The sequence below is a fragment of the Streptomyces chartreusis NRRL 3882 genome, from assembly GCF_900236475.1.
Taxonomy (GTDB): Bacteria; Actinomycetota; Actinomycetes; order Streptomycetales; family Streptomycetaceae; genus Streptomyces; species Streptomyces chartreusis_D.
Genome location: NZ_LT963352.1, coordinates 286,213 through 311,061, shown reverse-complemented (window position 1 = coordinate 311,061; position 24,849 = coordinate 286,213). Strand labels below are relative to the sequence as shown.

General features: G+C 73.2%; 22 protein-coding genes. 9 read left to right on the top strand and 13 right to left on the bottom strand.

All coding sequences use genetic code 11. The annotated features are described in order from the left end of the window. Positions 1-27 precede the first annotated feature (27 nt). Together SCNRRL3882_RS01405 and SCNRRL3882_RS01400 are read right to left on the bottom strand one after the other, a co-directional pair. Positions 28-1,017, bottom strand: a complete 990-nt coding sequence (locus tag SCNRRL3882_RS01405; RefSeq protein ID WP_010033590.1) for a DMT family transporter — start codon at positions 1,015-1,017, stop codon at positions 28-30. 88 nt (positions 1,018-1,105) lie between these two features. Then, a complete protein-coding gene (locus SCNRRL3882_RS01400; protein WP_010033592.1) occupies positions 1,106-1,927 on the bottom strand; it encodes a chitosanase in 822 nt (273 codons plus the stop codon). 218 nt (positions 1,928-2,145) lie between these two features. Between SCNRRL3882_RS01400 and SCNRRL3882_RS01395 the strand changes: the two genes are divergently transcribed. Continuing rightward, on the top strand, positions 2,146-2,328 hold the full coding sequence (locus SCNRRL3882_RS01395; protein ID WP_010033593.1) for a hypothetical protein: 183 nt from the start codon (positions 2,146-2,148) through the stop codon (positions 2,326-2,328). 68 nt (positions 2,329-2,396) lie between these two features. On the opposite strand, the gene SCNRRL3882_RS01390 is transcribed toward SCNRRL3882_RS01395, so the two are convergent. After that, complete coding sequence (locus SCNRRL3882_RS01390; protein WP_040902454.1) at positions 2,397-3,125, bottom strand: ankyrin repeat domain-containing protein; 729 nt, start codon at positions 3,123-3,125, stop codon at positions 2,397-2,399. A gap of 158 nt (positions 3,126-3,283) precedes the next feature. Between SCNRRL3882_RS01390 and SCNRRL3882_RS01385 the strand changes: the two genes are divergently transcribed. After that, complete coding sequence (locus tag SCNRRL3882_RS01385) at positions 3,284-5,419, top strand: SpoIIE family protein phosphatase (RefSeq protein ID WP_010033596.1); 2,136 nt, start codon at positions 3,284-3,286, stop codon at positions 5,417-5,419. A 19-nt stretch (positions 5,420-5,438) separates the two neighbouring features. Here the strand turns inward: SCNRRL3882_RS01385 and SCNRRL3882_RS01380 are convergent, their stop codons facing one another. After that, positions 5,439-6,104 (bottom strand): GAF and ANTAR domain-containing protein, encoded by a 666-nt coding sequence (locus tag SCNRRL3882_RS01380; protein WP_202458301.1) that lies wholly within the window; start codon positions 6,102-6,104, stop codon positions 5,439-5,441. A gap of 152 nt (positions 6,105-6,256) precedes the next feature. Continuing rightward, on the bottom strand, positions 6,257-8,824 hold the full coding sequence (locus tag SCNRRL3882_RS01375; RefSeq protein ID WP_010033598.1) for a SpoIIE family protein phosphatase: 2,568 nt from the start codon (positions 8,822-8,824) through the stop codon (positions 6,257-6,259). 148 nt (positions 8,825-8,972) lie between these two features. Here SCNRRL3882_RS01375 and SCNRRL3882_RS01370 point away from each other — a divergent pair, with 148 nt between their 5' ends. Next, a complete protein-coding gene (locus SCNRRL3882_RS01370) occupies positions 8,973-9,560 on the top strand; it encodes an AMIN-like domain-containing (lipo)protein (protein ID WP_040902456.1) in 588 nt (195 codons plus the stop codon). A 49-nt stretch (positions 9,561-9,609) separates the two neighbouring features. Here the strand turns inward: SCNRRL3882_RS01370 and SCNRRL3882_RS01365 are convergent, their stop codons facing one another. The 4 genes from SCNRRL3882_RS01365 to SCNRRL3882_RS01345 all read right to left on the bottom strand — a co-directional run bounded on the left by SCNRRL3882_RS01365 (position 9,610) and on the right by SCNRRL3882_RS01345 (position 13,759). Next, positions 9,610-10,713, bottom strand: coding sequence for a GNAT family N-acetyltransferase (locus SCNRRL3882_RS01365; RefSeq protein WP_010033605.1), 1,104 nt, complete (start codon positions 10,711-10,713; stop codon positions 9,610-9,612). Positions 10,714-11,434: 721 nt separating this feature from the next. Next, positions 11,435-12,124 carry a hypothetical protein gene (locus tag SCNRRL3882_RS01355; protein WP_010033610.1) on the bottom strand — a complete coding sequence of 230 codons (690 nt, stop codon included), beginning with the start codon at positions 12,122-12,124 and terminating at the stop codon, positions 11,435-11,437. Between the two features lie 70 nt (positions 12,125-12,194). Then, positions 12,195-13,253, bottom strand: coding sequence for an LLM class flavin-dependent oxidoreductase (locus SCNRRL3882_RS01350; RefSeq protein WP_029180740.1), 1,059 nt, complete (start codon positions 13,251-13,253; stop codon positions 12,195-12,197). Further along, positions 13,253-13,759: an SRPBCC family protein gene (locus SCNRRL3882_RS01345; RefSeq protein ID WP_010033614.1), complete on the bottom strand. Its 507-nt coding sequence runs from the start codon at positions 13,757-13,759 to the stop codon at positions 13,253-13,255. The genes SCNRRL3882_RS01350 and SCNRRL3882_RS01345 overlap by 1 nt, the downstream gene beginning before the upstream one ends. 321 nt (positions 13,760-14,080) lie before the next feature. Between SCNRRL3882_RS01345 and SCNRRL3882_RS01340 the strand changes: the two genes are divergently transcribed. Further along, complete coding sequence (locus SCNRRL3882_RS01340) at positions 14,081-15,433, top strand: diacylglycerol/lipid kinase family protein (protein ID WP_010033616.1); 1,353 nt, start codon at positions 14,081-14,083, stop codon at positions 15,431-15,433. A gap of 57 nt (positions 15,434-15,490) precedes the next feature. On the opposite strand, the gene SCNRRL3882_RS01335 is transcribed toward SCNRRL3882_RS01340, so the two are convergent. Continuing rightward, positions 15,491-16,717: a serine hydrolase domain-containing protein gene (locus tag SCNRRL3882_RS01335; RefSeq protein ID WP_010033617.1), complete on the bottom strand. Its 1,227-nt coding sequence runs from the start codon at positions 16,715-16,717 to the stop codon at positions 15,491-15,493. Positions 16,718-16,930: 213 nt separating this feature from the next. Between SCNRRL3882_RS01335 and SCNRRL3882_RS01330 the strand changes: the two genes are divergently transcribed. Both SCNRRL3882_RS01330 and SCNRRL3882_RS01325 read left to right on the top strand, forming a co-directional pair. Next, on the top strand, positions 16,931-18,304 hold the full coding sequence (locus SCNRRL3882_RS01330; RefSeq protein ID WP_078602726.1) for a sensor histidine kinase: 1,374 nt from the start codon (positions 16,931-16,933) through the stop codon (positions 18,302-18,304). Next, positions 18,301-18,975: a response regulator gene (locus SCNRRL3882_RS01325; RefSeq protein WP_197709803.1), complete on the top strand. Its 675-nt coding sequence runs from the start codon at positions 18,301-18,303 to the stop codon at positions 18,973-18,975. The genes SCNRRL3882_RS01330 and SCNRRL3882_RS01325 overlap by 4 nt, the downstream gene beginning before the upstream one ends. Before the next feature lie 16 nt (positions 18,976-18,991). On the opposite strand, the gene SCNRRL3882_RS01320 is transcribed toward SCNRRL3882_RS01325, so the two are convergent. Next, positions 18,992-19,321, bottom strand: coding sequence for an antibiotic biosynthesis monooxygenase family protein (locus SCNRRL3882_RS01320; RefSeq protein WP_010033626.1), 330 nt, complete (start codon positions 19,319-19,321; stop codon positions 18,992-18,994). 113 nt (positions 19,322-19,434) lie between these two features. Here SCNRRL3882_RS01320 and SCNRRL3882_RS01315 point away from each other — a divergent pair, with 113 nt between their 5' ends. Continuing rightward, on the top strand, positions 19,435-20,385 hold the full coding sequence (locus SCNRRL3882_RS01315) for a DUF1731 domain-containing protein (RefSeq protein WP_010033629.1): 951 nt from the start codon (positions 19,435-19,437) through the stop codon (positions 20,383-20,385). A gap of 7 nt (positions 20,386-20,392) precedes the next feature. On the opposite strand, the gene SCNRRL3882_RS01310 is transcribed toward SCNRRL3882_RS01315, so the two are convergent. After that, positions 20,393-21,247 (bottom strand): hypothetical protein, encoded by an 855-nt coding sequence (locus SCNRRL3882_RS01310; RefSeq protein ID WP_010033632.1) that lies wholly within the window; start codon positions 21,245-21,247, stop codon positions 20,393-20,395. A 319-nt stretch (positions 21,248-21,566) separates the two neighbouring features. Between SCNRRL3882_RS01310 and SCNRRL3882_RS01305 the strand changes: the two genes are divergently transcribed. Further along, entirely contained in the window at positions 21,567-23,789 is a 2,223-nt protein-coding gene (locus tag SCNRRL3882_RS01305; RefSeq protein ID WP_010033634.1) for a glycosyl hydrolase family 95 catalytic domain-containing protein, read from the top strand. A gap of 194 nt (positions 23,790-23,983) precedes the next feature. Here SCNRRL3882_RS01305 and SCNRRL3882_RS41025 read toward each other — a convergent pair whose 3' ends face one another. Next, positions 23,984-24,130: a hypothetical protein gene (locus SCNRRL3882_RS41025; RefSeq protein ID WP_010033636.1), complete on the bottom strand. Its 147-nt coding sequence runs from the start codon at positions 24,128-24,130 to the stop codon at positions 23,984-23,986. A 138-nt stretch (positions 24,131-24,268) separates the two neighbouring features. Here SCNRRL3882_RS41025 and SCNRRL3882_RS01300 point away from each other — a divergent pair, with 138 nt between their 5' ends. Then, on the top strand, positions 24,269-24,697 hold the full coding sequence (locus SCNRRL3882_RS01300) for a hypothetical protein (RefSeq protein ID WP_010033637.1): 429 nt from the start codon (positions 24,269-24,271) through the stop codon (positions 24,695-24,697). Positions 24,698-24,849: the final 152 nt, after the last annotated feature.

The following is a 24,849-nucleotide window of genomic DNA, read 5'->3' as shown; positions in this document are numbered from 1 at the left end:
GATGCCGTCCATTAGATGCGTGAGAGTTCACTCCGGCATGCCGGACACGGCGTCGCCACGCCCCTCGGGGCGGCCGTTCCCCCGGAAGGTGGCCGCCGGGGGAGTGCGGCGGTCCGCCCGGATCACGGACGGCCTGCCGCTGCCCGGCCGCCTCAGCGCCCCGGACCCCAGGGCGACGCCGAGGCCGACCAGTGCGCTGCCTGCGGCCTGCGCGAGACCGTAGGAGCCCGTGCCGACGAGCGGTGCGGTGCAGGCCGCCGCGACCGGGATGAGGCCGGAGAACAGGGTGGCGCGTTCCGCGCCGATCCGTTGCATGCCCATGTACCAGCACACGAAGCCGACCACCGTGACCACCACCGCCTGCCACAGCAGCGCGGAGGCCTCGACGGCGTCCGGACGCCGCAGCCACCCGGCGCCGTCGGCCGTCAGCCCGACCGCCGCCGACTCCAGCGCGGCGACCGCGCACACCGTGGCGGACAGCAGCCGGGGACCGAGGGGCCGCAGAACGGGTACGGCGAGCACGGCGAACCCGACCTCGCCGGCCAGGGCGCACCCGGAGAAGGCGATGCCCGCGCCGTCGGTGCGCCCCCAGCCCTGGACGGTGAAGGCGCCGACGGCCACGAGCAACGCCCCGTACAGCACCGCCCGTTGGGGCCGACGTCCGTCCAGGAGGGGCACGAGTACGGCGACCACCACCGGCGCACAGCCCACGAACACGCCCGGAACTGCCGGCTCCGCCGTGCGCTCCGCGGCGATGACGGCCAGGTTGAAACCGACCATGCCGACCGCGGCCAGCAGGCCGAGCCGGGCCCATTGACGCGGTGTCAGCGCCCGTAGCCGTACGGCCGCGCCCTTCCCGGCCAGCGGCACGAGCAGCAGACACGCCAGCCCGTAGCGCAGGAACTGGCCGCCCGCGTACGGGTAGTCGCCCAGGACGCTGTTGGCCGTGAAGGACCCTCCGACGAGGACGCAGGCGAGCGCGGCGAGCAGGGCGCCGCGCGTGGTGGTGGCGTTCATACGGGCGACGCTAGGCAGCCGGGCGGCCCGGGAAGGAGTCCACTTCCATGCCTGCTTGGTGGACCAATCCTGCCCGGGGCCGGGGCGCTCAGCCGATGTGGTAGCGGTCGCCGTAGACCTTCCAGTCCAGCGGCGGATCGAGGTCGAGGTTGCGCTTGCGCAGGAAGACACGCTGCGCCGTGTCGACCCTGCTGGTGTCGCTGTGCGCCTCCTCCTGCTTCATGGCCCACACCCGCGCGTCCAGGAAGGCGTCGAGGTATGTCACCTCGTCACCGCCCCACGCCGGCGGGTTCGCCGTGCGCAGCGCCCGCCGGCGGATGCTGCGGAAGCTCAGGGGGTCGCTGCCGTCGCCGTGCATGACGACGGCGTCGTAGTACGCGAACTGGCCCAGCGCCCGCAGCCCGTCCGCCTTGCCCTGCCGGACGGCCGGGCCGAAGTACACCCGGTCGCGCTCGTCGTCCTGGGCCCGCCGGAACCCGGCGTCGCGGGCCGCCCTGCGCCAGTCGCCGGGGAAGCCGGGGTCGAGCCCGTCGTGCGAGTCGGAACCGTCGACCCTGCGCAACGCCGGCAGGTACTTCGCCAGGACGTTGCCGGGTACGCGGTCGGTGTACAGCTCGACGAGGTCGAGCATGTCGCCGGTGCCCGAGCAGAACCCGATGATGCCGGCGGTGTAGCCGCGGCCGTCGCCGATGTCCTCGATGTACGGGTACTGCGCCTTCCAGTCGAGCGAGGAGTTCTCCGCGCTCGACACGAGCTGCATGGCGATCTCCTTCTTCGCCGGGTCGTCGAGCCCCACCGCACGGACGGACGCCGTGGCGTGCGGCGGCCTCAGGAACGGGGTGGCGGCGAGGGTCGCGCCGAACAGCGCCAGAACGGTGCGGCGCGCCGTCGGGGTCGAGGGGTGTCTCACGGGGCCTCCAAGCAGGGTGGGGGGTTGGAAGAGCTGGCCGTGCAGAACTGATAGGAAGGTTTCCTATCATTGGCAGGAGCGCAAGGGGAACAGCCGGGCGGAAAGTTCGTAGGGTCGAACAAGCGCCCCCGCGGGAACCATGAGCCCGGCTCGCGCGTCAACTCTTTGCCCAGGGAGGCCGATCGGTCGTAAGAGAGCGGCCGGAGAGGGGAATCGCCGTGGACGACGCGACGTCGCAGCGGAGCAGCGAGGCGGAGGCCGCAGCACGCCAGGCCCGGTTCGGGACGCTGCCGGAGCCGGTGCGCCTGGAGGACATGGTCGAGGAGCGGGCCGCCAGCACGCCCGACCCGGCGCGCACCGCGTACAACCAGGACGAGTGGCTCGTGCGCTACTGCTTGTGAGACGCCCCGGGCGGAGTGCGGACCGCCGACGGGCACGCCCCGGGCCTCCGCCGCCGGTGTCCGGGCCGCTATGAGCGGCTGCGCGCACCCAGGCCGCGAAGCCACCGCACGACGTCGTCGGCGTCCTGTGCCCGGGCGATGTCGAGCGGGGTCCGGTCGTCGTAGCCGCACCAGTCGATGTCGGCGCCGTGCCGGTGGAGGTACTGCGCGGTGGACAGGTGACCGCCGTGACAGGCGCCCCAGAAGGCGCTGGTGATCTCCTCGGGCGCAGGCCGCTCGTCGGCCTCGACGTAGGCCCGGACCCGGTCCAGCAGCCCGAGCGTGGCGGCGTCCTGGAGAGTGGTGCGGGCACCGTGCTCGACGAGCCGGTGCGCGGCACGCCACTGGCCGAAGGCACGTGCGTCGGCGAGCGGTGTGCCGCCGGCGATCACCGCTCCGGGCGCCTCGATGTCGGCCCCGGCGGCGATGAGCGCGTCCAGCACCGGCACGTCGTTGTTGCTGGCCGCCCAGTGCAGCGGCGTCTCCGCGTGCGCACCGCCGAAGCGGGCGTTGGGGTCGGCCCCGGCGGCGACCAGGGCGGCGATCACCTCCGGACCGCGGGGACAGTGACCCGGCCAGTCGGTCGCGATGTGCAGCAGACTGCGCGTGCCCTTGCCGTCCTCCCCGTGCTCGGTGATGCGGACGGTGGCCAGACCGGGATGCCCGGCGAGCAGCTGCCGGAGCCCGGGCAGATCGCCACCCCGGATCGCTTCGGTGACGGCGACGGCCAGTGGTTCCTGCGATGTCAGCGTCTGCACGGCCGGCCTCCGGGTCACCGTCGAGGGCCTCCGATTCTGCCAGCACCGCACCACCCCCGGCCATGCCCCGCGGCACCCTCCGCCGTTCGCGGCCCGGCTCGATGACGTGCCCTCACGCCTCCCGAGGCGTAGCGTCCGGGTAAGAGCGGGAGGACACCATGCCCGGGAGCGACGAGCCGCCCAGGGGCGCCGGATCACTCGACGACGCCCTGGGGGTGGCCCTGGCCGACACCGTGCGCGGGACCGGCGCCTCGATCGGCGGCCTCTACCTGATCGAGGAGGCGGAGCCGGTGCTGCGCCTGGTGGCGCTGTGCGGTCTGCCGGTCGCGTTCACCGTCACCTGGCAGCGCCTGCCGCTGACCGCACCCGTCCCGGTCGCCGACGCGATCCACGACGACGTCCTGGTCAGCATCGGCAGCCAGGACGAGATGGCCCGCCGCTACCCGCGGACCGCCGCCGTCCTGCCCTACCCGTTCGCCCTGGCCGCGGTCCCGCTGAGCGGCGTACGGCGCTGCTGGGGCGGCATCGTGCTGATGTGGCCCGCCGTGCGTCCACGCAGGATCACGCCCCGCGAACGCGGCGACATCACCGCCGGTGCCCACCGCATGGCCCGCCTCCTGGAGGACGCCTCCGGGCCGCCCACCCTGCCGGACCAGCCGCGCGTCGTCCCCGTCGACGCCGCGCACCACCCCGTGCAGACCGGCCTGGCCGCCGCCGACTACCTCGAACGCCTCCCCGAGGGCGCCCTCGCCCTCGACCTGGAGGGCCGCGTCACCTTCGCCACCGCCACCGCCGCCCGCCTGCTCGGCCGCCGCGCCGACCGGCTGCTGGGCACCCGGCCCTGGCACTCCCTGTCGTGGCTGGACGACCCCGTCCACGAGGACCACTACCGCACCGCGGTCGTCAGCCGCGCCCCCGTGTCCTTCACCGCCCTCCGCCCGCCGGACCGGTGGCTGACCTTCCAGCTGTACCCCGACACCAGCGGCATCAGCGTCCGCGTCGTCCCGGGGCGAGAGCAGCCCGAGGCCCCTCCATCGCCCGCCGCCGCACGGCCACCCGCGGCCGCACCGACGGGACGCCTCTACCAACTCGTGCACCTCGCCGCCGCGCTCACCGAGGCGGTGACCGTGCGCGACCTCGTGTCGCTGATCGCCCACCAGATCCTGCCCGCCTTCGGCGCCCAGGGCCTCGTGCTGTCCGCCGCCGAGGCCGGCCGTCTGAAGATCACCGGCCACCACGGCTACCCGGCCGACGTCCTGGAACGTCTGGACGCCCTGCCGCTGGACACCGACCTCACCCCCGCCGGCCAGGTCCTCGCCAGCGGCGCCCCCGCCTTCTTCGCCGACCCGGCCGAATTGGCCGGCACCTTCCCCAGGGCACCCCAGATCAGCGGCAAACAGGCCTGGGCGTTCCTCCCGCTGATCATCTCCGGCCGGCCGGTGGGCTGCTGCATCCTGTCCTACGACCACCCGCACACCTTCACCGCCGACGAACGTGCCGTCCTCACCTCGCTGTCCGGGCTGATCGCCCAGGCCCTCGACCGCGCCCGCCTCTACGACGCCAAGCAGCGACTCGTCCACGAACTGCAACGCGCCCTGCTGCCCCGGGCCTTGCCGCACCTGCCCGGCCTCGACGTCGCCGCCCGCTACCTGCCCGCCGGCCACGGCATCGAGGTCGGCGGCGACTTCTTCGACGTCCTGCGCCTGGACGACACGACCGCGGCCGCCGTCATCGGCGACGTCGAAGGCCACAGCATCGCCGCCGCCGCCCTCATGGGCCAGGTCCGCACCGCCATCCACGCCCACGCCACCGCCGGTGCCGCACCCGGCCAGGTCCTCGCCCGCACCAACCGGCTGCTGGCCGACCTCGACTCCGAACTGCTCGTCTCCTGCCTCTACGCCCACCTCGACCTGGCACACCACCAGGCGGCCTTCGCCAGTGCGGGCCACGTGCCCCCGCTGCTGCGCCACGCCCCCGCCACCGCCGGCGTCCTCGACGTCGAACCCGGCCCACTGCTGGGCATCGACACCGGCGCCGCCTACCCGGTCACCACCACGCCCCTGCTTCCCGGCACCACCCTCGCCCTGTACACCGACGGCCTGGTCGAGCTCCCCGGCACCGACACGACCCGGACCACCTCCGGCCTGGCCGGGCACCTGGACGCCGGCGACGGCCACGACCTGGAAGGGCTCATCGACAGGCTCGTCCACCACACGACGCCCACCGGACAGCACGCCGACGACATCACGGTGCTCCTGCTGCGCGCCGCCCACCCCGACGGCGGCCCGGTGTGAGGCCGCCGTACCGCTCCGGTCAGGCCTGGCCGGGAGTGTCGACGCGGACGTGCCGGGCGACGTCGCGCAGCTTGATGTTGTGGTTCTGGGAAATGCGCCGCAGCACGTCGAAGGCCTCGTCCTCGCTCATCCGGTGGCGTTCCATGAGGATCCCCATGGCCTCCCCGATGGCATGCCGGGTCTCCAGGGCGTGCTCGAGCTGGTCGACGGTGCGGGCGGTCTCCAGCGCGACGGCGGCATGGGAGGCGAGCAGCCAGCCCGCGGCCTCGATGTCCTTGCCGAAGGCCCCCGGCCGGCGCGAGTACAGGTTGAGCGCGCCGAAGTCGTCCTCGGCGGTGTAGAGCAGCACACCGGTCATGCTGCCGATACCGAGGTCGCGGGCCGCCTGGGAGAACCGTGGCCAGGACGGCTGCGGTTGCGTCATGTCGGCGATGCGGAACAGCCGCTCACCGTCCACGCGCCGGGCCGCGTCGAAACACGGCCCCTCGCCCAGCTCGCCCTGCAACCGGTCGGACTCCTCGACCATGTCGCCGCAGACGGAGAGCGTCACGGCCCGGCCCTTGGACACCGCCAGGATCCCGGCCGCGTCACAGCCCTCGACCAGCTTCACAGCGGCTGCCGCGATCTCGTCCAGCGTCGCCTGCACCGAATCCTGCGCCACCAGATCACGGGCGAGCATCGCCATCTGCTCGGCGTACCGCTGCCACTCCACTGCCACCACCGCCTCGCTCACCCGTCCAGCCCACCGTACCCCCCAACGCGCCGTCGACGCCGGTCGCGCGAGATGCGGGACTCCCGAGAGACCAGGGTCCTCGCGCGCACCGGCAGCCCGGTCGCTCAGCGGTACGCCGTCAGCAGCAGCGCCACGTCGTCGGGCCGCTCCCGGGCGCGGCGGGCCGTCCGCACCAGCCGGTCGGCGAGATGGTCCACCGAGTCCGCGGGGGTGTCGGCGAGGCAGCGGCGGACCTCTTCGATGCCCGTCTCGATGTCGCTGCCGGGCTGCTCCACGAGCCCGTCGGTGTACAGGGCGAGGACGCTGCCGGGTGCCAGCGTGAGCTCCGTGACGGGATAGACAGCGTCGGGCTGCACGCCCAGCATGACGCCGCCCATGAGATCCAGCGTCTCCGCGTGCCCGTCGGGGTGGCGCAGCAGCGGCGGGGGGTGCCCGGCCCGCACGGCGAACGCGCGCCCCGTACGCGGGTGCAGCTCGATGTAGCAGCAGGTGGCGAAGACGTCCGCGTCCAGCTCGGCCAGGTGCCGGTTGGTGTGCGTGATGACCTCCTGCGGCGGCCGCTCGCTCGCGGCGAAGGCGTGCACGGCACTGCGCAGCTGCCCCATCACCGCGGCGGCGCCGACACTGTGCCCCTCGACGTCCCCGATGACCAGGGCCACCCCGCGTCCCGTGGTGATCACGTCGTACCAGTCACCGCCGATGGCCATGCCCTGGGTACCGGGCAGATAGCGGCCGGTGGTGCGCAGCCCCGCGACGGCGGGCAGCCGGTGCGGCAGCAGCCCCTCCTGAAGACCGCGGGCGACGGCGGACTCGGCGTCGTACAGCCGCGCCCGTTCCAGTGCCTGCGCGGCCAGGCCGCTCAGCGCGATGAGCGCGGAACGCTCGTCGGCGGTGAAGCGGTGCGGGGCGTCCCAGCCGAGGATGCACGAGCCGACGGGGTGCCCGGAGGCGATCAGCGGCAGGAACGACCAGGCGTTCATGCGGTCGAGGGTGATGCCGGGGTAGGCGACGGAGAGGTCCTCGGGCGACTCGAAGAAGAGCGGCAGCCGCGTGGTCAGCGCGTGCACGCCGGGCAGCTGCGCGTCGAGGGTGACACCCTCGAACGGGGCGAGGAAGCCCTCCGGATAGCCCGACTCCCACAACAGGTACATCCGGCCGTCGCGGACCGTGTACAGGGCGAGCTCCCGGACGCCGAACGCGGGCAGCAGCTGCTCGGACACGGCCCGGCACACGTCCTCGACGGTGACCGCCTGGGTGAGCACGCTCGCCATCTGCACCACGTGGTAGAGAGCCCCGGCACGCGCCGCGGCGACCGGCCCGGGCGGCGGCGCCACGGCCCCCGGTACGGGACCGGTGGTGGATTCGGCCTCGCGCGCCGCCTCCGCCTCGGTGGGCGGTCCGGCCGGACGGACCCGGCCCGTCAGCCCGTGCACGTCCGGGTACAGCACGAAGCTCAGCCAGTTCCCCGCGGGATGCCGCACGAGGAACGACACCTGCTCCTGCGACAGCATCGCCGCCCGGTAGCGGTCCTCGTAGGCGGGATCCCGGAGCCAGGTGATCACCTCCCAGGGGTAGCGGCCCAGGAGCGCCTCCCGGCCGCCGCCCAGCATTTCCTCGCAGCGGCGGTTGGCGTACGTCACGCGGCCGTCCTGGTCCAGGGAGAAGAGGCCGTCGGGGAGCCGCTCGGCGGCCTCGGCCGCCGTGAGCCCGCTGACCGCGTCGACGAGGGCCCCCACCATGATCCGGGCGGCACCGGTGCCGTCGCGCACGAGACGCCCCCACAGTTCGACGGGCCGGTAGCCGACCTCCGTGTCGCCCCGGGAGTCGTCCCGCACCCGGAAGCGCCGGGATCTGACCCGGCCGAGGGTGAGCGCGTCACGGCGGCTCGCCCGCAGCTCGTGCAGGTCGTCGGGGCTGACCCGGGCCTCGATGTCCGCCATCGTGCCCCCGAACTCCGTCCGGCTGATGCCGAGGAGAGCGAGGGCCTCGTCGTCCGCCGTGCACCGGTCGCTGTCCAGGTCCCAGTCGATGAGCCCGACCCGTACGGGATGCACGGCGGGCGTGGGCAGCCGCACGCCGACCGGTTCGCCGTCGTACTCGACCCGGTGGGCGGCGGAGCCCGTACCCGGCCGGCCGGCGGCGAGGCGGGTGAGTCGCTCCTCCATGGCCTGCCCGGCGGGGCGCAACGCCCGCTCCACCGCCTCCGCGTCCATCGGCGACCGCGCGGTCGAACGCAGCACGACCAGGACACCCACGGCCTCGTCACCGGCCCGCACCGGCTGGTAGGCCGAGCCGAAGGAGTACGGCAGACCGGCGGTGAAGTGCGGGAAGCGCACCATGGTGGCGCGCTCGTCCGGCAGCCAGAGGGTCTCGCTCCGCCGGTAGGCCTCCGCCATGGGCAGCGCACCGCCCACCGGCACCCGCCACCAGGACCTGAGCAGCGACCGGGGCACCCCGGTCACCATCGAGAGCACGAGCGAACGCCGGTCGCGGGAGCGCAGGTAGACCAGTCCGCCGTAGCCCCCGAGGTCCCGTACGGCCTCGATCAGCGGAGCGGTCAGGGCATCCTCGATCCAGCCGGTGTCCCCGGCCCGGACCCGGCCGTCACCACCGCCCCGGCCCGGGCCTTCGGGTGACCGCGGCCCGTCCGGTACGGCGGTTGCCTCATCCATCTCGCGTCCTCCCGGTACGGACGCACCGGACCCCATCGCTCCCCACCAGGATGTGCCATGGTCGGCGGTCCGGCGCGGTGGGTGCAACCTTTCGGTCCGGCCGGCCGTCTCACCCCATACCAGCAACATGCGAGCCTCGGGGGCGGTAATGGTACGAATCAGAACAGCATGCGCGACACTCGCGCTCGTGGGTGCCACGGTGGGCGTGGCAGCCGTCCCGGCCGGTGCCGCACCGGCCGCCACCCGGGCCGCCGCCCAGGCCACGGCCTGCCCGACCGGCTGGGGGAGCCTGCCCAAGACGGACACCAGTGGCACGCTCTCGCCGGTGAGGGACATCCGGACCGGCCGTCACGACTGCTTCGACCGGATGGTCATCGACCTGCCCGGCGCGGGCAGCGACGTCGGCTACTCGGTCCGCTACGTCGACGAGCTCCACCAGGACGGCTCGGGCCGGCTCATCCCCGTGGCCGGCGGAGCCGTCCTCGAGGTGCGGGTGGCCGCGCCCGCCTACGACCCGGAGACCGGCGCCGCCACGTATCCCGGCCGGGTGGCGCGCCCGCTGCCGGGCGTGGACCTCACCGGCTACCGCACCTTCCGGGACACCCGGTTCGCCGGCAGCTTCGAGGGCGAGACCCAGATCGGGCTCGGCGTCCGCGCCCGGCTGCCCTTCCGGGTGCTGCAGCTGGACGGCCGCGTCATCGTGGACGTCGCCCACAGCTGGACCGGCACCAGCTGACCGTGGTGCGCCCGGTTCCCCCGGAGCCGGGCGCCCGGCCGGGCCGGCCTCAGCGACCGCGCAGCCGCCCCACTCCCTCCAGCGTCCGCGCGGCCGCACCGGCCAGGCGGGGCCGGTTGCGGACGAAGCGACGGGCGGCCCGCGCGGGCTCCCGGCCCACCCAGTGGGCGGCACCGCCCGGCACCGGCCGTACCACCACCCCCTCGTACACCCGTAGGTCACGGGTCTTGAGCGACTCCTTGTAGCGGGCCGGACCGCTCCCCAGGTCGACCGTCTCGACGCCGTCGGCCGCCGCGGCCTCCAGCATCCTCAGCTGGAGCACGAGGCCTGGGGAGTACTTGGCGTAGGCGCGGTCGTACGCCGGGAACCACCAGGACAGCACCGTGCGCGAGCGCAGACCGAAGTGCGCGGCCACGGGCCGGTCCGCCGCGTACAGCACGGACAGCACGCCCCGGCACTCCGGGTCCTCGCTCTCCCCGAGCAGCCCCACCAGCCGGGTGATCCACTCCTGCGCGAACCGGTCACGCCGGCCGGTGCGCCGGTACTGCGCCGACTTCCACCCCATCAGCGCCCGCAAGGCGTCCGGGTCCCGCGCGTCGTACGCGAACCGCACCTCGCCGATCTGCCGGGCCAGCCTGCGCTCCTTGGCCAGGGTCTGTCTGAGGAAGCCCGGCGACTTCGCGCGCAGCCGCTCCGTGTACCGCTCGAACCCCTCTCCGATGTCGACGACCGGGGACGCGAGTTCCTCGACCGCGTGCGGCGCGAACACCCCCTGGCCGGCCTCGAGGTTGTCGAACTCCCAGGAGGCAAGCGCGCAGGCTCTCAGTAGCCTGCGGGCGTCGAGCCGGATCCCGGGGCGCAGCACGGCTCCCTGACTGTCGGACACGCCGAGCCCGATGGCCCTGCCCTGCCCCAAGGGGCCCCGCTCGTACGGGAAGAATCCGACCGGGTAGCCGTCGTCCTGCAACACCGCCACCCTGGCCGCCGGCCTGACCTGCCCCACCGCCGCGGTGAACGCCGGGTCGAGAAAGGGATTCGCCGGGGCACCGGACTCCGTCCGTATCTCGCGCCACATCTTCTGGTCGGTCGGGCTCAGTTCGTCCGGTTTGAGAATCAGAACACGCTTTCCGGGCAACTCCGCCTCCTGTGTCATCGCATGGGGACACACGAAGGCCTGCACATCAACCGCGTACCGGCACCAGGCAGTACTCGGGCCGCACGGCGCAGGCCCTTGTCGGTACCGCCGTCACTCAGCAGCGAAACGTCTGTAGCTCGACGGCGTTCGGGGCGGACGCGACCGCCCCGGGACGCCGGCCCGTTGCCGCCGCTCGGACGTCCGTACCACCCCGGTCCACCAGGGACGCGCCGGTCACCACGGCGCCCGGCCGGCCCGCTCCCGCCGCCCTCTGAGTCCGTGCCGCCGGCTGCCGGACCGACGGCTCCTCCTCGCAAGGACAGGGCTCCCCGGCCCCTTCGCCCCCGGCGCTTTCGGATGCGGCGCCCGAAACCGCCCCCGGCTCCACCGCGTCCACCGCCACCGTGACCGCTGCCTCAGCCGTGCGCCCGCCCTGCGCGAGCCCCGGGACGACGAGATGCAGCAACAGCAGGCATGCCACGAGGCCCACCGCCGTTGCCCATCGTCGCCGCACCATCAGACCCCTGACCTGCGTCTCGGCGGGGGAGGACGGAGCCATTCGCCCCCAAGGGGCCCGCGCCGGACCAGACCCCCGACACGGCCGGCTGCGCCTTCCAGTAGGCCGAGCACATCCCGCCCCGTCAAGCCCTTGTGAGCCGATTCGCCCCGCTCGGCCAATTGCTGCCGAATTCCAACGGAAAGCGCTGTCGGTGATCGCCCGCTCTCCTGCGCCGCCGGATCAGCCGCCGCCCGGCACGCTCAGCACCTCGCCCGCCTTCGGCGCCCGGATGTCGAGCGGTTCGTCGAAGTCGCCGAAGGAGGTGGTGGTGTGCTGCGCGGCGCTCTTGTAGACCGTCCTGAGCAGGTACGGCTTGCCTTCGGTCGCGACGTAGAAGGTGTACGTCCCCGCCTTGTCCGCCTTGTCGGTCACGATCAGCTCGACGGCCTTCGTGCCCTCGACGCGGGTGGAGCCGCCTTTCCGTGCCGTGCCGAAGGAGTCGAAGGGCCGTTCGCAGGAGGCGAGACCGTCGCGGCCCCTGCCGGCCGGGTCCACCGGCGTCCTCACCCACAGCTTCTGCTCGCCGGTGAGGCCCGGATAGTTCTTCCACTTCTGCAAGTACGCCCGGTTCGGCCGGACGTAGTCGGTCTCGCCGAGGCGGATCTGCTCCAGAGTGCCGCCGCCGGACCACGTCGTCCTGGATCTGCACCGGCTGTCGAGGTCGGTCACGAGGCGGTTGGTGACCGAACCGCCGCTCGTCGTGCGGTTGGTGATGTCCACGGTGACCGACTTCAGCTTCCGCATCGTCGCGTTGGCCTCGTCGAGGATGTCGCCGGCGGACTTCTCCTCGCCGGTACCGCCGGCCCCGCACCCGGTCAGTGCGGCACCCGCCAGCAGGCATGCGAGCGCGGTCGTCGTCACGGTAGCCATGGCCCGCACGGAGCCCCCCTGTTGTTCGTGCCGCCCGGTGATCGGCAACGGAGCCTACCCGCCCCCGTGTTCAGGCCGCGTCGCCGACCTCGCGGACCAACTCGATCGCCCTGCCGAGGGTGTCGAGCCGGTCCTCCAGATTCTCCCCGGCCGGGTAGAGACGGACCGTGTCCACTCCGGCGTCCCGCCAGACGCGCAGCCGCCGCCGCACCATCTCCTCCGTGCCGATCAGCGTGGTGGCCAGCACCATCTCGTCGGTGACCCGACCGGCCGCACCGTCCCGGTCGCCCGCCTGCCAGCGCTCCCGCACCTCCGCCGCGACCTCGGCCCAGCCCTGCCGGCTGTAGGCCCGGTTGTAGTAGTTGGCCGACGCGGAGCCCATGCCGCCCAGGCTGAAGGCGAGTTCCTTCTTCCGGCCCGCGACCATGGCGCCCAGTGCCTCCTCGTCCGGGGCGAACGCGACCTCGGCGCCCTGGCAGACGTCGAAGCCGGCGCGGTCGCGTCCGGCGGCGGCCAGCCCCTCGTCCAGCGGGGCGAAGTAGGCGTCCGACGCGCCCTCCGGTACGAAACTGGTGCCGAGCCAGCCGTCCGCGACCTGGCCGGTCAGCCGCAGCATGGCGGGCGACAGCGCGGCCAGGTAGACGGGCACGGCGTGCTCGGCGCGCATGGACAGGCGCATCGGCACCGCCTCCCCGCCGGGCAGCGGAATCCTGAACTCGGAGCCCGAGTAGGAGATCCTGCCGCCCGCGAACACCTGCCGCACGATCTCCACCGTCTCGCGCATGCGCACCAGGGGACGGGCGAACGGCACCCCGTGCAGGCCCTCCATCACCTGCGGACCGGACGGGCCGAGGCCGAGCACGAAGCGGCCGCCGGACAGGTTGGACAGGGTGATCGCCGTCTGGGCGAGAGCCACCGGCGTGCGCGTCCCGACCTGCATGACCGCGGAACCGAGCAGCATCCGTTCCGTCCGGGCCGCGTAGAAGCCCAGGGCGGACGGGGCGTCGGAACCCCACGCCTCGGCCACCCAGCAGATGTCGAGCCCGAGCTTCTCGGCCTCGACGACGAAGTCGGCCTGCCGGGACCAGGGGCCGAGGCCCGCCGCTTCGACGGTCGTCGCCGTCCGCATCACGCCTCGGCCCACTGCCGGACGCGCTCCAGCGTGGCGGTCATGCCGCGCTCGAACTCCCGCAACCTCACGAACACGATCTTCTGCTCCTTCTCCGGCATGGCGTCGATCGCGAGGGAGAGCCCGGAGCGGCCGGGCCCCATCCGCATCCACTGCGACAGCTCGGTCCCGCCGTTCTCGGGCGCGAGGCCGAACCGCCAGACGGCGCTGGGCTCCTCCGGATCACCGACCGCCCAGGAGAACACCCGGCCGGGCTCGCACGCGACGACCGTGGAGGTCGTCTCCCACTCGCCGTACGCCTCATGCCTGTTCCGCCCGACGAACCTGGCCCCGACCGCCGGACCGGTGGCCCCGTCGATCCATCGCACCGACTGGAGCTCCTCGCTCGTCTCGGGCATCCGCGTCACGTCCGACACCAGCGCCCACACCGGCCCCGGCGGGGCGGCGATCCACGTCGTCACCTCGACCGTCGGTCCGTCCGCGTACCGCGCGCCCGTCCACTCCATCGCGTGCCGGCCTCCTCGTCGACAGGAACTGTGGCAGCAGAGTTGCGTAATAAGACTCACCAGGTCAAGAGGGGGAGCGGATCCCGTGCCGACCGCGGCGGCGTGGGAGGTCGCCGATGTGCCCCGGTGCGCGGACCCGCGCTCGGGGGGCCGCGTACGCTACCGATGGCTCCGCCCCGGAAGATCGTCACGTCTGACGTGCCCCACGGCGGGGGAGCCATCAGGGATGGCAGTGGCCGTGCCGATCCGTCGGCGGGCACCATGTTTCACGGCCGGGCGCGGTCCGGAAGGCCCGCCCGCGCCCTCGAGCGGAGGAACCACATGGGATCGGCGATGAGCGAGCGGTACCACCGCCGGCAGAGATGGGCGGCCCGGGGAGCCCTTGCCGCGGTCGCGCTGGCGGCGCTGCTGCCCCTCGTGTCCGGCGGTCTGAAGGGACTGCTGCTGCTCGCGGCCGGCCTCGCGGGACTCGCCCTGACCGCGGCCGCGCTCTGGTGGGTCCTGTCCCGCCGGGGACCGGCCCGCACGGGGGCGGCCGCCCTGGCCGTCGTCACCCCCGTCGCCGTCATCACCCTCTTCGCGACCGCCAATCTGCTCTGGGTGGTCTTCGCGTCCCTGCTGCTGTGGTGCGTCGCGGTCTGGAGCGGACGCTACGCCCTGCGCAGCACGGGCCTGCGGCCAGTGCGGGTCAAGGAGTACCGCACGCCACCGCCGAAGCGCCCCTTCCTCCTGCTCAACCCCCGCTCCGGCGGCGGCAAGGTCGAGAGGTTCGGCCTCAGGGAGAAGGCCGAGGCGCTGGGCGCCCAGGTCGTCCTCCTCGACGCGGACCAGCACCAGGACGTCACCGCCCTGGCCAGGGCCGCCGTGGCGGACGGAGCCGATCTGCTCGGAGTCGCGGGCGGTGACGGCACGCAGGCCCTGGTCGCCGCCGTCGCGGCGGAACACGGCCTGCCGTTCCTCGTCATCTCGGCCGGCACGCGCAACCACTTCGCCATGGATCTGGGCCTGGACCGCGACGATCCGTCCACGTGCCTCGACGCCCTCACCGACGGGGTCGAACTCCGCGTCGACCTGGGCTTCGCCGGCGGTCGCCCCTTCGTCAACAACGCGTCGTTCGGTGTGTACGGGGCCGTCGTCCAGAGCCCTGGCTACCGCGAGGACAAGGTGGGCGCGGCCCTGGACCGGCTGCCCGAGCTACTGACCCGGCAGAGCGGCCCGCGGCTGACGGCCGGCGCCGACGGCACCACCATCGCCGACCCGCAGGCCGTGCTGGTGAGCAACAACCCGTACCGCATGGACGATCCGTTCGGCTTCGGCCGGCGCGAGCGGCTCGACTCAGGGAAGCTGGGCGTGCTCGCCGTCCGTGTCGACAGCGCCGTGGAAGCGGCCGAACTCCTGCTGGCCCCGCGCCCGGAGGGGCTCACGGTGCTCACCGCCCAGCACGTCGTCGTCGAGGCCGACGCCTCGCACCTGGAGGTCGGCCTCGACGGCGAGGCGCTCACCCTGCCCGCCCCCGTCCACTGCCGCATCGCCCGCCGGGCCCTGCGCGTCCGGGTGCCCCGCGACCGTCCCGGGGTCCCCGAGGCACCACCGCGCCTGGACTGGCGCCGGCTCCGCAAGCTGGCGGCGGCGGTCGGCCGTACCGCCGCGCCCTCGCGCTCCCTGCGCACCTGAGTACGGGCCCGCCCCCCCGGGGGGGCCTCACCGACCCCTGCCGTCACGCCGTACGGTTCATCCGCCGTTGCGGCACAACGCGTTCGCGACCAGCCGCATGCCCGCCCGGTGCTGCCGCAGCGTGTCCTCGACGGAGGTGGCCCACCCGGTGGACATCGAGGCGGTGACGGCGACCCGGCCGTCGTCGCTCACCGCGTTCCGACTCATGTAGCCGACCTCGTCCCCGCCGTGGCCCCAGGACCAGCCGCCGCACGGCAGTCTGTTCTTCATCAGCCCGAGCCCGTACCGCGCGCCGGGGTACGGCACCTGGAACTCGTCGTTCAACGGGACTGTACGCTTCATCTCCTTGAGCTGCGCGGGCTTCAGGACCTTGCCGCCGAGGAGGTCGCGGAAGAAGCGGTTCAGGTCGGCCGTGGTGCCGATGAGGCCGCCGGACGCGTTGGGGTCCTCGTACAGGGTCACGTCCACGAGCTTCGGCTTCGTGCTGAACCGCTGGTAGCCGCGCGCGTGCGGCTTCCGTACGGCGGGTGACTCGCCCGGGTAGTACGTGTGCCGCAGCCCGAGCGGCTTCAGCAGCCGGTCCCGTACCTGGTCGTGCCAGGTGTGCCCGGTGGCTTTCTCGATGACCATGCCGAGCAGGACGTAGCCGACGTTCGAGTAGCCCCAGCCCTTGCCGGGCCGGAAGTCCGGGTGGTGCCGCATCGCCCGTTCGACCAGTTGCTCGGGGGTGAACGGGCGGAAGCGGACCTCGTAGTAGTCCTTCGCGGCGTCGATGCCGGGGTAGTCGTCGTGGATGCCGCTGGTGTGCTGGAGCAGCTGGCGGAGGGTGATCTTCCGGCCGTCGTTGCCGTTGCCGCGCACCACGCCCGGCAGCCACTTCTCGACGGTGTCCTCCAGCGCCACCTTCCGCTCGCCGACGAGCTGGAGCACGACGGCGGCCACGAAGGTCTTGGTGTTGCTGGCGATCCGGAAGTAGCCGCCGTCGGGCACGGGCCGGCCCGTCCGGAGGTCGGCGGTGCCGCTCGTCACGGTGCCGGGGCCGTGCCGGCCGCCGCTCACCCGGGCCTGGACGCCGACGGCGCCGGTGTCGCGCACGGCGTCTGCCTCGCGCTGGAACTGCGTGTGCCGCGGGGCGGCGGAGGCGGAACCACCGTCCCCGCTCGTCCCCGTGACGGCGTGGGTGACGGCCGGCGGCACGGCGACCGCCAGGGCGAGGGCTGCGGCGACCCCCGGCGTGACGCGGCGGCGCGGCTGGGCGGGTCGCCGGGAAGGGTTCGGTGACACGGGATCCTCCAGAGGTACGACGTCGTGTGCGGAAGCACCACCGACGCTAGGAGCGGGGCCCATGGGCGGGCGTCGTCCGCCGGGAGGGACCGGCGGGGCAACTTTCGTTTCGCGTCCTGCGTCTCCCGGGAGCGCCGGTCCTACGATGACGGCCGGGCTGCGGGGGCGAACACCGCGCGGCGAGCGGGGACTTGGACGGGGGTTGGAGCGGGCATGACGGAGGGATCGTGGTGGCGGCACGGAACGGACGGGGCCGTACGGTCCGTCGGGGAGCCGCCCCGTTCCTCACGGGCGTCGCTCCGTTCCTCACGGGTGTCGGCCGGTTCCGTACGGGCGTGGGCCGGTTCCTTACGGGCCTCTGCCGTCGCGCTGCGCCGCAGGCTCGCCGGGCGCCCCGCGGACGTGCTCGCCGCCGCCCTCCTGGCGGGCGTCGCGGTGCTGCTCCGGCTGGACCAGCCGTGGCCCGACGGTGTCGGCCCGTCCGCCGCCGCCGTCGCACTGCTCGTCGGGGCGTGCCTGCCGTTGGTGTGGCGGCGTTCGCGTCCGGGCCTGGTGCTGGCCGCCACGGCGGCCTGCTATGTGACGGGTGAACTGCTCGACCCCGTCGGTGACAACGCCCAGACCGTGTTCCTGGCGTGCTACTCGGTGGCACGACACACTTCCGCGCCGCGCAGCCTCCTCGCCCCCGTCGCGCTCACCACGGTGCTGCTCGTCCCGGAGGTGGCCGACGGGCGGCTGAACGTGCTCTCCTCGGCCGACACCGCCGTACCGCTCGGCCTCGCCGACTGCCTGGTGGCCGCCGCGATGGCCGCCGCTGTATGGCTGCTGGGCGCGTCACGGCGCCGGCTGTACGCGGACGCCGCGCGCCTGCGTGACCTGGCCGAGCGGCTCCGCGCCGAGCAGCGGGTCAGCGCCCGGCGCGCGGTGGCCGCCGAACGCGCCCGGATCGCCCGCGATCTGCACGACCTGGTGGCCCACCACGTCAGCGCGATCGCCTTGCAGGCGCACGCGGTCACCGTCGTACTGCCGGACGACACGCGTGCCGCCGGCCAGGGGGTGGCGGCGATCAGCGAGGCGGCTGACACCGCATTGGACGAGATGCGCGGCCTGGTCCAGCTGCTCGCGGACCCGCCGCCGGAGAGTGGCGCCGAGGGGGCCGGGGGCACGGGTCCGGCAGCGGCGGCGCCGCTCCCGCAGCCGTCGCTGCGCCATCTGGAACGGCTGACCGGGGAGTCCGAGGCGGCGGGCTGCCCGGTGACGCTGACGGTGACCGGGCCGGTCGCGGAGCTGCCGCCCGCCGTGCAGGTCTCGGCGTACCGCGTCGTACAGGAGGCGCTGTCCAACGTGCGCAAGCACGCCGGTGCCGTCCCCGTACGCGTCGGAGTGGCCTGCCGGGAGGGCCGGTTGACCGTCACGGTGGAGAACGACGCACCCGCCGCTGACCGCCGCCCGATGCCCGGCTCCGGGCTCGGGCTGATCGGCATGCGCGAGCGCGCCGCGCTGTTCGGCGGCACGCTCCGCGCGGAACCGGTCCCGGACGGCGGCTGGCGGGTCGTGGCCACGTTCCGGCCGGAGGACGGCCGGTGACACCTCCGGTGCGGGTGCTGACCGTGGACGACCAGGAGCTGGTCAGAACGGCGCTACGGGCGATGCTGCGGCGTACGGACGTCGAGGTGGTCGGGGAGGCGGCGGACGGCGCACGGGCCGTCGAGGCGGCGTACGAGCTGTGCCCGGACGTGGTGCTGATGGACGTACGGATGCCCGGCATGACCGGGGTGGAGGCGACCGCGCGGATCCTCCAGGGCTGGCCGCACCCGGGGCCCCGTCCGCGCGTGCTGGTGCTGACGACGTTCGACCTGGACGAGTACGTGCACGCCGCGCTGCGCGCCGGGGCCAGCGGGTTCCTGCTGAAGAACACCACGCCGGAGCTGCTGGTCGAGGCGATCGGAGTCGTCGCGGCGGGCGAGGCGATGCTCGCGCCGACCGTCACGCGGCGACTGATCCGGGCGTTCTCCGACCTGCCGCCGCCACTGGTGTCCGGCGGCCTGGGCGACCCGCTCGACGTGCTCACCCGGCGCGAACGGGATGTCGCGGAACTGGTCGCCCGCGGACTCCCGAACGCGCGGATCGCCGGGTCGCTCGGCCTCACCGAAGCCGGCGTGAAGAGCACCGTCAACCGCATCCTGACCAGGCTCGGACTGGAGAACCGCGTACAGATCGCGATCCTCGTCCTCGCGGCCGAGAAGGGCGACGGTTAGGGCGTTTCCCTTCGGATCAGGAGGCGCCCTTGGGGGCCGCCTGCTGCACGACCTCGAACGACCAGAGCGTCGAGTCGCTCGCCGCGGGCTTGGGACGCTCGCCTCCCTCGCCGCCGCCCTGGTGCGCGGCCTTCATCGGTCCTTCCATCCAGGCCTGGAACGACGCCTCGTCACGCCACCGGGTGTAGACGAGGTAGGTGTCGGTGCCCTCCACGGGGCGGAGGAGCTCGAACCACTCGAACCCGTCGGAGCTCTCCACGGTGTGCGCGCGGGAGGCGAACCGCTTCTCCAGCGTCTCCCGCTGCTCGGCGGGCACGGTCAGCACATTGATCTTGACTACGCTCATGTGCCCCATCTTGCCCGATGGCACATCCGCGCAGGCCGAGTCCCACGCCATCAGGGTTTTGAACGCGTTCAAATATGGGCTAGGGTCACTCCCACACGTCGAGGGGGAGTGGCATGAAGATCGTGATACCCGGCGGGACCGGGCAGGTCGGCACAGTCCTCAAGCGCGCGCTGAGCGCGGCCGGACATGACGTCGTGGTGATCAGCAGGCACCCACGACGGCGGGACGAGGTGCACTGGGACGGTGCGACCCTGGGACCGTGGGCGGGGGAGATCGACGGCAGCGACGTCGTGGTCAACCTGGCCGGCCGGAGCGTGAACTGCCGCTACACCCCCGCCAACCTCCGGGAGATGATGGACTCGCGGGTCCACTCCGCCCGGGTCGTGGGCGAGGCGATCGCCGCAGCCGCCGAGCCGCCCCGGGTCTGGCTCCAGATGAGCACCGCGACCGTCTACGCCCACCGCTACGACGCGCCCAACGACGAGGCCACCGGCGTGATCGGCGGCACCGAACCCGACGTCCCCGGCTACTGGTCCTACAGCGTCGACATCGCCAGGGCCTGGGAGCGGGAGCAGGAGACGGCCGGCACCCCGCACACCCGGAAGGTGGCTCTGCGCGCCGCCATGGTGATGAGCCCGGACCGCGGCGGTGTCTTCGACGTCCTGCTGCGGCTAGCCCGGCTGGGCCTCGGCGGCCCTGTCGCCGGCGGCGCGCAGTACGTGTCGTGGATCCACGACCAGGACTTCGTCCGGGCGGTTGAGTTCCTCGTCGCCCGGGACGACATCACGGGGCCGGTCAATCTCGCCGCTCCCGGGCCCCTGCCGCACCGCGACTTCATGCGCGCCCTGCGGACCGCGTGGGGTGTCCCGGTGGGCCTGCCCGCGACACGCTGGATGGCCGAGGCCGGCGCCTTCGTCCTGCGCTCGGACACCGAACTGCTGCTGAAGAGCCGCCGCGTCGTCCCCGGCCGCCTCCTGGACGCGGGCTTCACCTTCGGCCGCCCCGACTGGCCGGCGGCCGCGGAGGACCTCGTACGGCGGCTCCGTGGCCGTGCTGTGAGGTGAGCCGGGGTCAGCTCCGACGCTTGCCCTGTTCCAGGGCCTTGCCGGTCATGTCGGTGACCTGTCCGGCCGGGGGCGCGTCCGCCTCCACCTCGGTGCCGAAGTCGGTGAAGTCCATGACCGTGCGCACCGTGACCCGTTGCGGCGAGGACGAGGAGTCGGTGGAGGACCGTTCCGTCGACCCCGGCGCGGCCTTGAGCGTCATGTCGATCTGCTGACGGCGCATGCGGCCCTCCTCGTCGAGCCACACGTCCATCGGGAGGGTCGGGCCGACCTGCCGGCGCAGCGCGTCCCCGCCCGGCAACTTCGCGACGTCGACGGAGACGCCGTAGTGTGTGGTCTCGACGCCGTCGATCGCGGCCGTGCCCTTCTTGGTCACATCTTTGTCGGTGATCGCTTTCGCGTACGCCGCGGACTGCGCCGGATCGCTCATGGACCGGTCGCCCGCGCCCTGCTCTGCGGAGATCTTCCCCAAGTCGATCCTGATCCAGGGCTTGCCGCCCGGAGCCTGCCCGTTCGGCATCTTCTGGTACAGCACCTGATCGACCACGCGCTGCTCGATCCGCTGCCCCTGTACCGTGAGGGTCATGACGCTGTCGCCGTCGTCCAGATCCACGGCGCCCTGTCCGTTCGCGGTCTCCGAGGCGCCCTGGGCCGAGGTCCGCACCTGCAGCCTCACCTTCGCGGTGTCCTCCTCGGCCGTCCTGTCGTAGGCCGAGCGCACCGCCCGGGTGCCGTCCTCCCGGGTGCTTCCCCCGGCCGCGGAATCCCGTGCACCGTCGCCGCAGCCGACCAGTACCGTTCCCGCCAGGACGCCGGCGACGCCTAACGCACAGACCTTCCTGCCGTTGCCTGCCCTGCCCATCGGACCAGCTCCTCTCAGGTGGGGGGTGACCGGTCCGGGTCCGGTACCGGTCCGCTGCCCCAAGTGCCCCTGTTGGGCATGAACACACCTGATTTCGGCGAAAGTTGGTGCCGCACTGCACCCTTGTCATGAGCCTTGTCATCCGATTCATCGGACCTCTATGGTCCTCGGCATGTCTCATGAGTCGCAGGACCTCTCACGCAGAACCACCCTCAAAGCCGCGGCAGTTGGAGCAGGTGGACTTGCCGTGGGTGGTTTGCCGACCGGTACCGCTCAAGCTGCCTCTGGACAAGCATCCGATGTATCGAGAGCTCCTCTGGTGCTCTGGTACACGGCGCCGGCCGACGACTGGGAACGCCAGGCACTGCCCGTCGGCAACGGCGCGCTCGGGGCCATGGTGTTCGGCTCGATCGCCTCCGAGCGCGTCCAGTTCAACGAGAAGACGCTGTGGACCGGCGGCCCGGGTTCGGTCCAGGGCTACGACCACGGCGACTGGCGTGAGCCCCGCCCCACGGCCATCGACGCCGTGCAGGACGACCTCGACACCCGGCGACGGCTCGCCCCGGAGGACGTCGCCGGCCGGCTGGGACAGCCGCGCGTCGGCTTCGGCGCGTATCAGACGTTCGGCGACCTGTACCTGGACTTCCCGGGCACGCCCACTCCTGAGGCGTACCGCCGGGAGCTGGCTCTCGACACCGGTGTCGCGTCGGTCGCCTACACCCACCGACAGACCCGACACCGAAGAGAGTTCTTCGCCTCCTTCCCGGACGGGGTGATCGTGGGCCGGATCGGCGCCGACCGGCCCGCCGGCATCACCTTCACCCTGCGCTACACCTCCCCGCGTGGCGACTTCACCACCACCGCGACCGGCGGACGTCTGACCGTACGCGGCGCGCTGAAGGACAACGGGCTGCGCTTCGAAGCGCAGGTCCAGGTCCGCAGTGACGGCGGGGCCGTGACGTCCGGCGCCGACGGCACGATCACCGTCACCGGAGCCGACAGCGCCTGGTTCGTGCTGGCCGCGGGCACGGACTACGCCGACACCCACCCCGACTACCGGGGCGCGGACCCGCACCCGGCCGTCACCCGCGCCGTCGACCGGGCGAGCAGCCGCGGATACGACTCCCTGCGGGCCCGGCACATCGCCGACCACCGCACCCTGTTCGCCCGCGTCACCCTCGACATCGGCCAGTCGGCCCCGGCGGAGGTCCCCACCGACCGGCTGCTCGCCTCGTACACGGGCGGAACGAGCGCCGCGGACCGCGCCCTGGAAGCCCTGTTCTTCCAGTACGGCCGCTACCTGCTCATCGCCTCCTCACGGGCCGGTTCGCTGCCCGCCAACCTCCAGGGCGTCTGGAACCACAGCACCTCGCCACCCTGGTCGGCCGACTACCACGTCAACATCAACCTCCAGATGAACTACTGGCTCGCCGAGGCCGCCAACCTCCCCGAGACGACTGTCCCCTACGACCGCTTCGTCCAGGCCCTGCGCGCCCCCGGGCGGCACACGGCACGGCAGATGTTCGGCTCACGCGGCTGGGTCGTGCACAACGAGACCAACCCGTACGGCTTCACCGGTGTCCACGACTGGGCCACCGCCTTCTGGTTCCCGGAGGCCGCGGCCTGGCTCACCCAGCAGCTGTACGAGCACTACCGGTTCGGCGGTTCCACCGACTACCTGCGCACCACGGCCTACCCGGTGATGAAGGAGGCCGCCGAGTTCTGGCTGGACAACCTGCGCACCGACCCGCGCGACGGCAGGCTCGTCGTCACCCCCAGCTACTCGCCCGAGCACGGCGACTTCACGGCCGGCGCGGCCATGTCGCAGCAGATCGTGCACGACCTGTTCACCAACACCCTGGAGGCCGCCCGCGTCCTCGGCGACTCGCGCGACTTCCGCCAGCGGGTCGAACAGGCCCTGGCCCACCTCGACCCGGGCCTGCGCATCGGCTCCTGGGGCCAGTTGCAGGAGTGGAAGGAGGACCTGGACGACCCGGCCGACGACCACCGGCACGTGTCGCACCTGTTCGCCCTGCATCCCGGACGGCAGATCGAACCCGACAGCCGCTGGGCGGAGGCCGCGAAGGTCTCCCTGACCGCCCGCGGCGACGGCGGCACCGGCTGGTCCAAGGCCTGGAAGATCAACTTCTGGGCCCGGCTGCACGACGGCGACCACGCGCACAAGATGCTCGGTGAACAGCTCAGGTCGTCGACGCTGCCCAATCTCTTCGACACACACCCGCCCTTCCAGATCGACGGCAACTTCGGCGCCACGTCCGGAGTCGTGGAGATGCTCCTGCAGAGCCAGCACGGCGTGATCGAGATCCTCCCCGCCCTGCCCTCCGCCTGGCCGAGCGGCTCGGTCCGCGGTCTGCGCGCTCGTGGCGGCGCGGTCGTCGACATCGACTGGACCGACGGGAAGCCCACGCGCATCGCGCTCACCGCGACCCGCACCCAGCGGCTGACGGTGCGCAGCGGGCTGCTGAAGGACGGTGAGACCACGTTCAGGGCTGTCGCCGGCCACCGCTACACGTGGCAGTGACGCCCGAACGCCGAGGGCCGGGATCCGTGGTGGCGGTCCCGGCCTCGGCCGAGTGCGGGTGGTGCGTGCGGCGGGAATGAACGCTCGCGGCTGGGGCGGGTGGGGGAGTGGCGCGGTGACCAACGGGTTTGATGCCGGCACGGTGCCTGGACCCGGCCGGGTACCGAGTCGCGTGGGTGGCCGCGCTGCCCCGGTCAGCGGTGGCCGCGGAGCTTGCCCAGCAGCCGCTGGGCCTTGGCCCGGTTGCGGGGATCGGCGGCGGCCCGCCGTGCCTGCTCGACGGCCCGCCGCCCCTGCGGGCTCCGGGCGAACTGCTTGATGCGATTCAGGATGCCGGCCATGGTGCACTTCCCTCGTGTTCCGACGTCGTCTTGCCTGTAGCTCGCTTACCCCTCCGACGAGGTGCTCAGCCCTTCGCCCGCCCGGACGGTGCGCGACCGAACGTGTTTGCCGCGGGAGTCAGAGGCAAGTCGGAGTCCATGACCGAAGAGAACAAGCGCACGAATCAGAAGCCGACCACCATACGGGCGACGGAGTCCAAGACCCGTCGCACGGCGGACAAGGCGACCGCGCCGACGACCCGGGCCGCGAAGCGCGCGGCCACCAAGGCCGATGACGCGGCGTCAGCCGTCAAGGCCGGCGCCGAGCGCTCCGCCGAGACGACGACGGCGGCCGTGCAGACCGCGGCCAGGAGTGTCGAGGCGGGTCGCCAGGCGGTCGTCGCGGCCTCGGGTCACGTCGCCGCCTCGGCGAAGACGGCCTGGACGGCGATCGCTCACCGCAAGGCCGTCGCCGCGGGCGTCGGGGCCGGCCTGACCGTCCTGAGCGCCGCGTCGTACGCGGTGGGGCGCCGCGCCGAACGCCACACGCACGGCCCGCTCACCCGGTTCACCGGCGGGCGGATCTGACCCGAGGCGAGGGCGCCGGCAGGACGCCCACCAGGCCGGACGGCGGCGCGGTGCATCACCGGGTGTCCCGGGGGTACGCGGCGCCGCCTCCACGTGGTGCCTGACCCGGTCCTGCGGTTCGCCGCGTGGCATGGCGCACATCCGGCACTCAC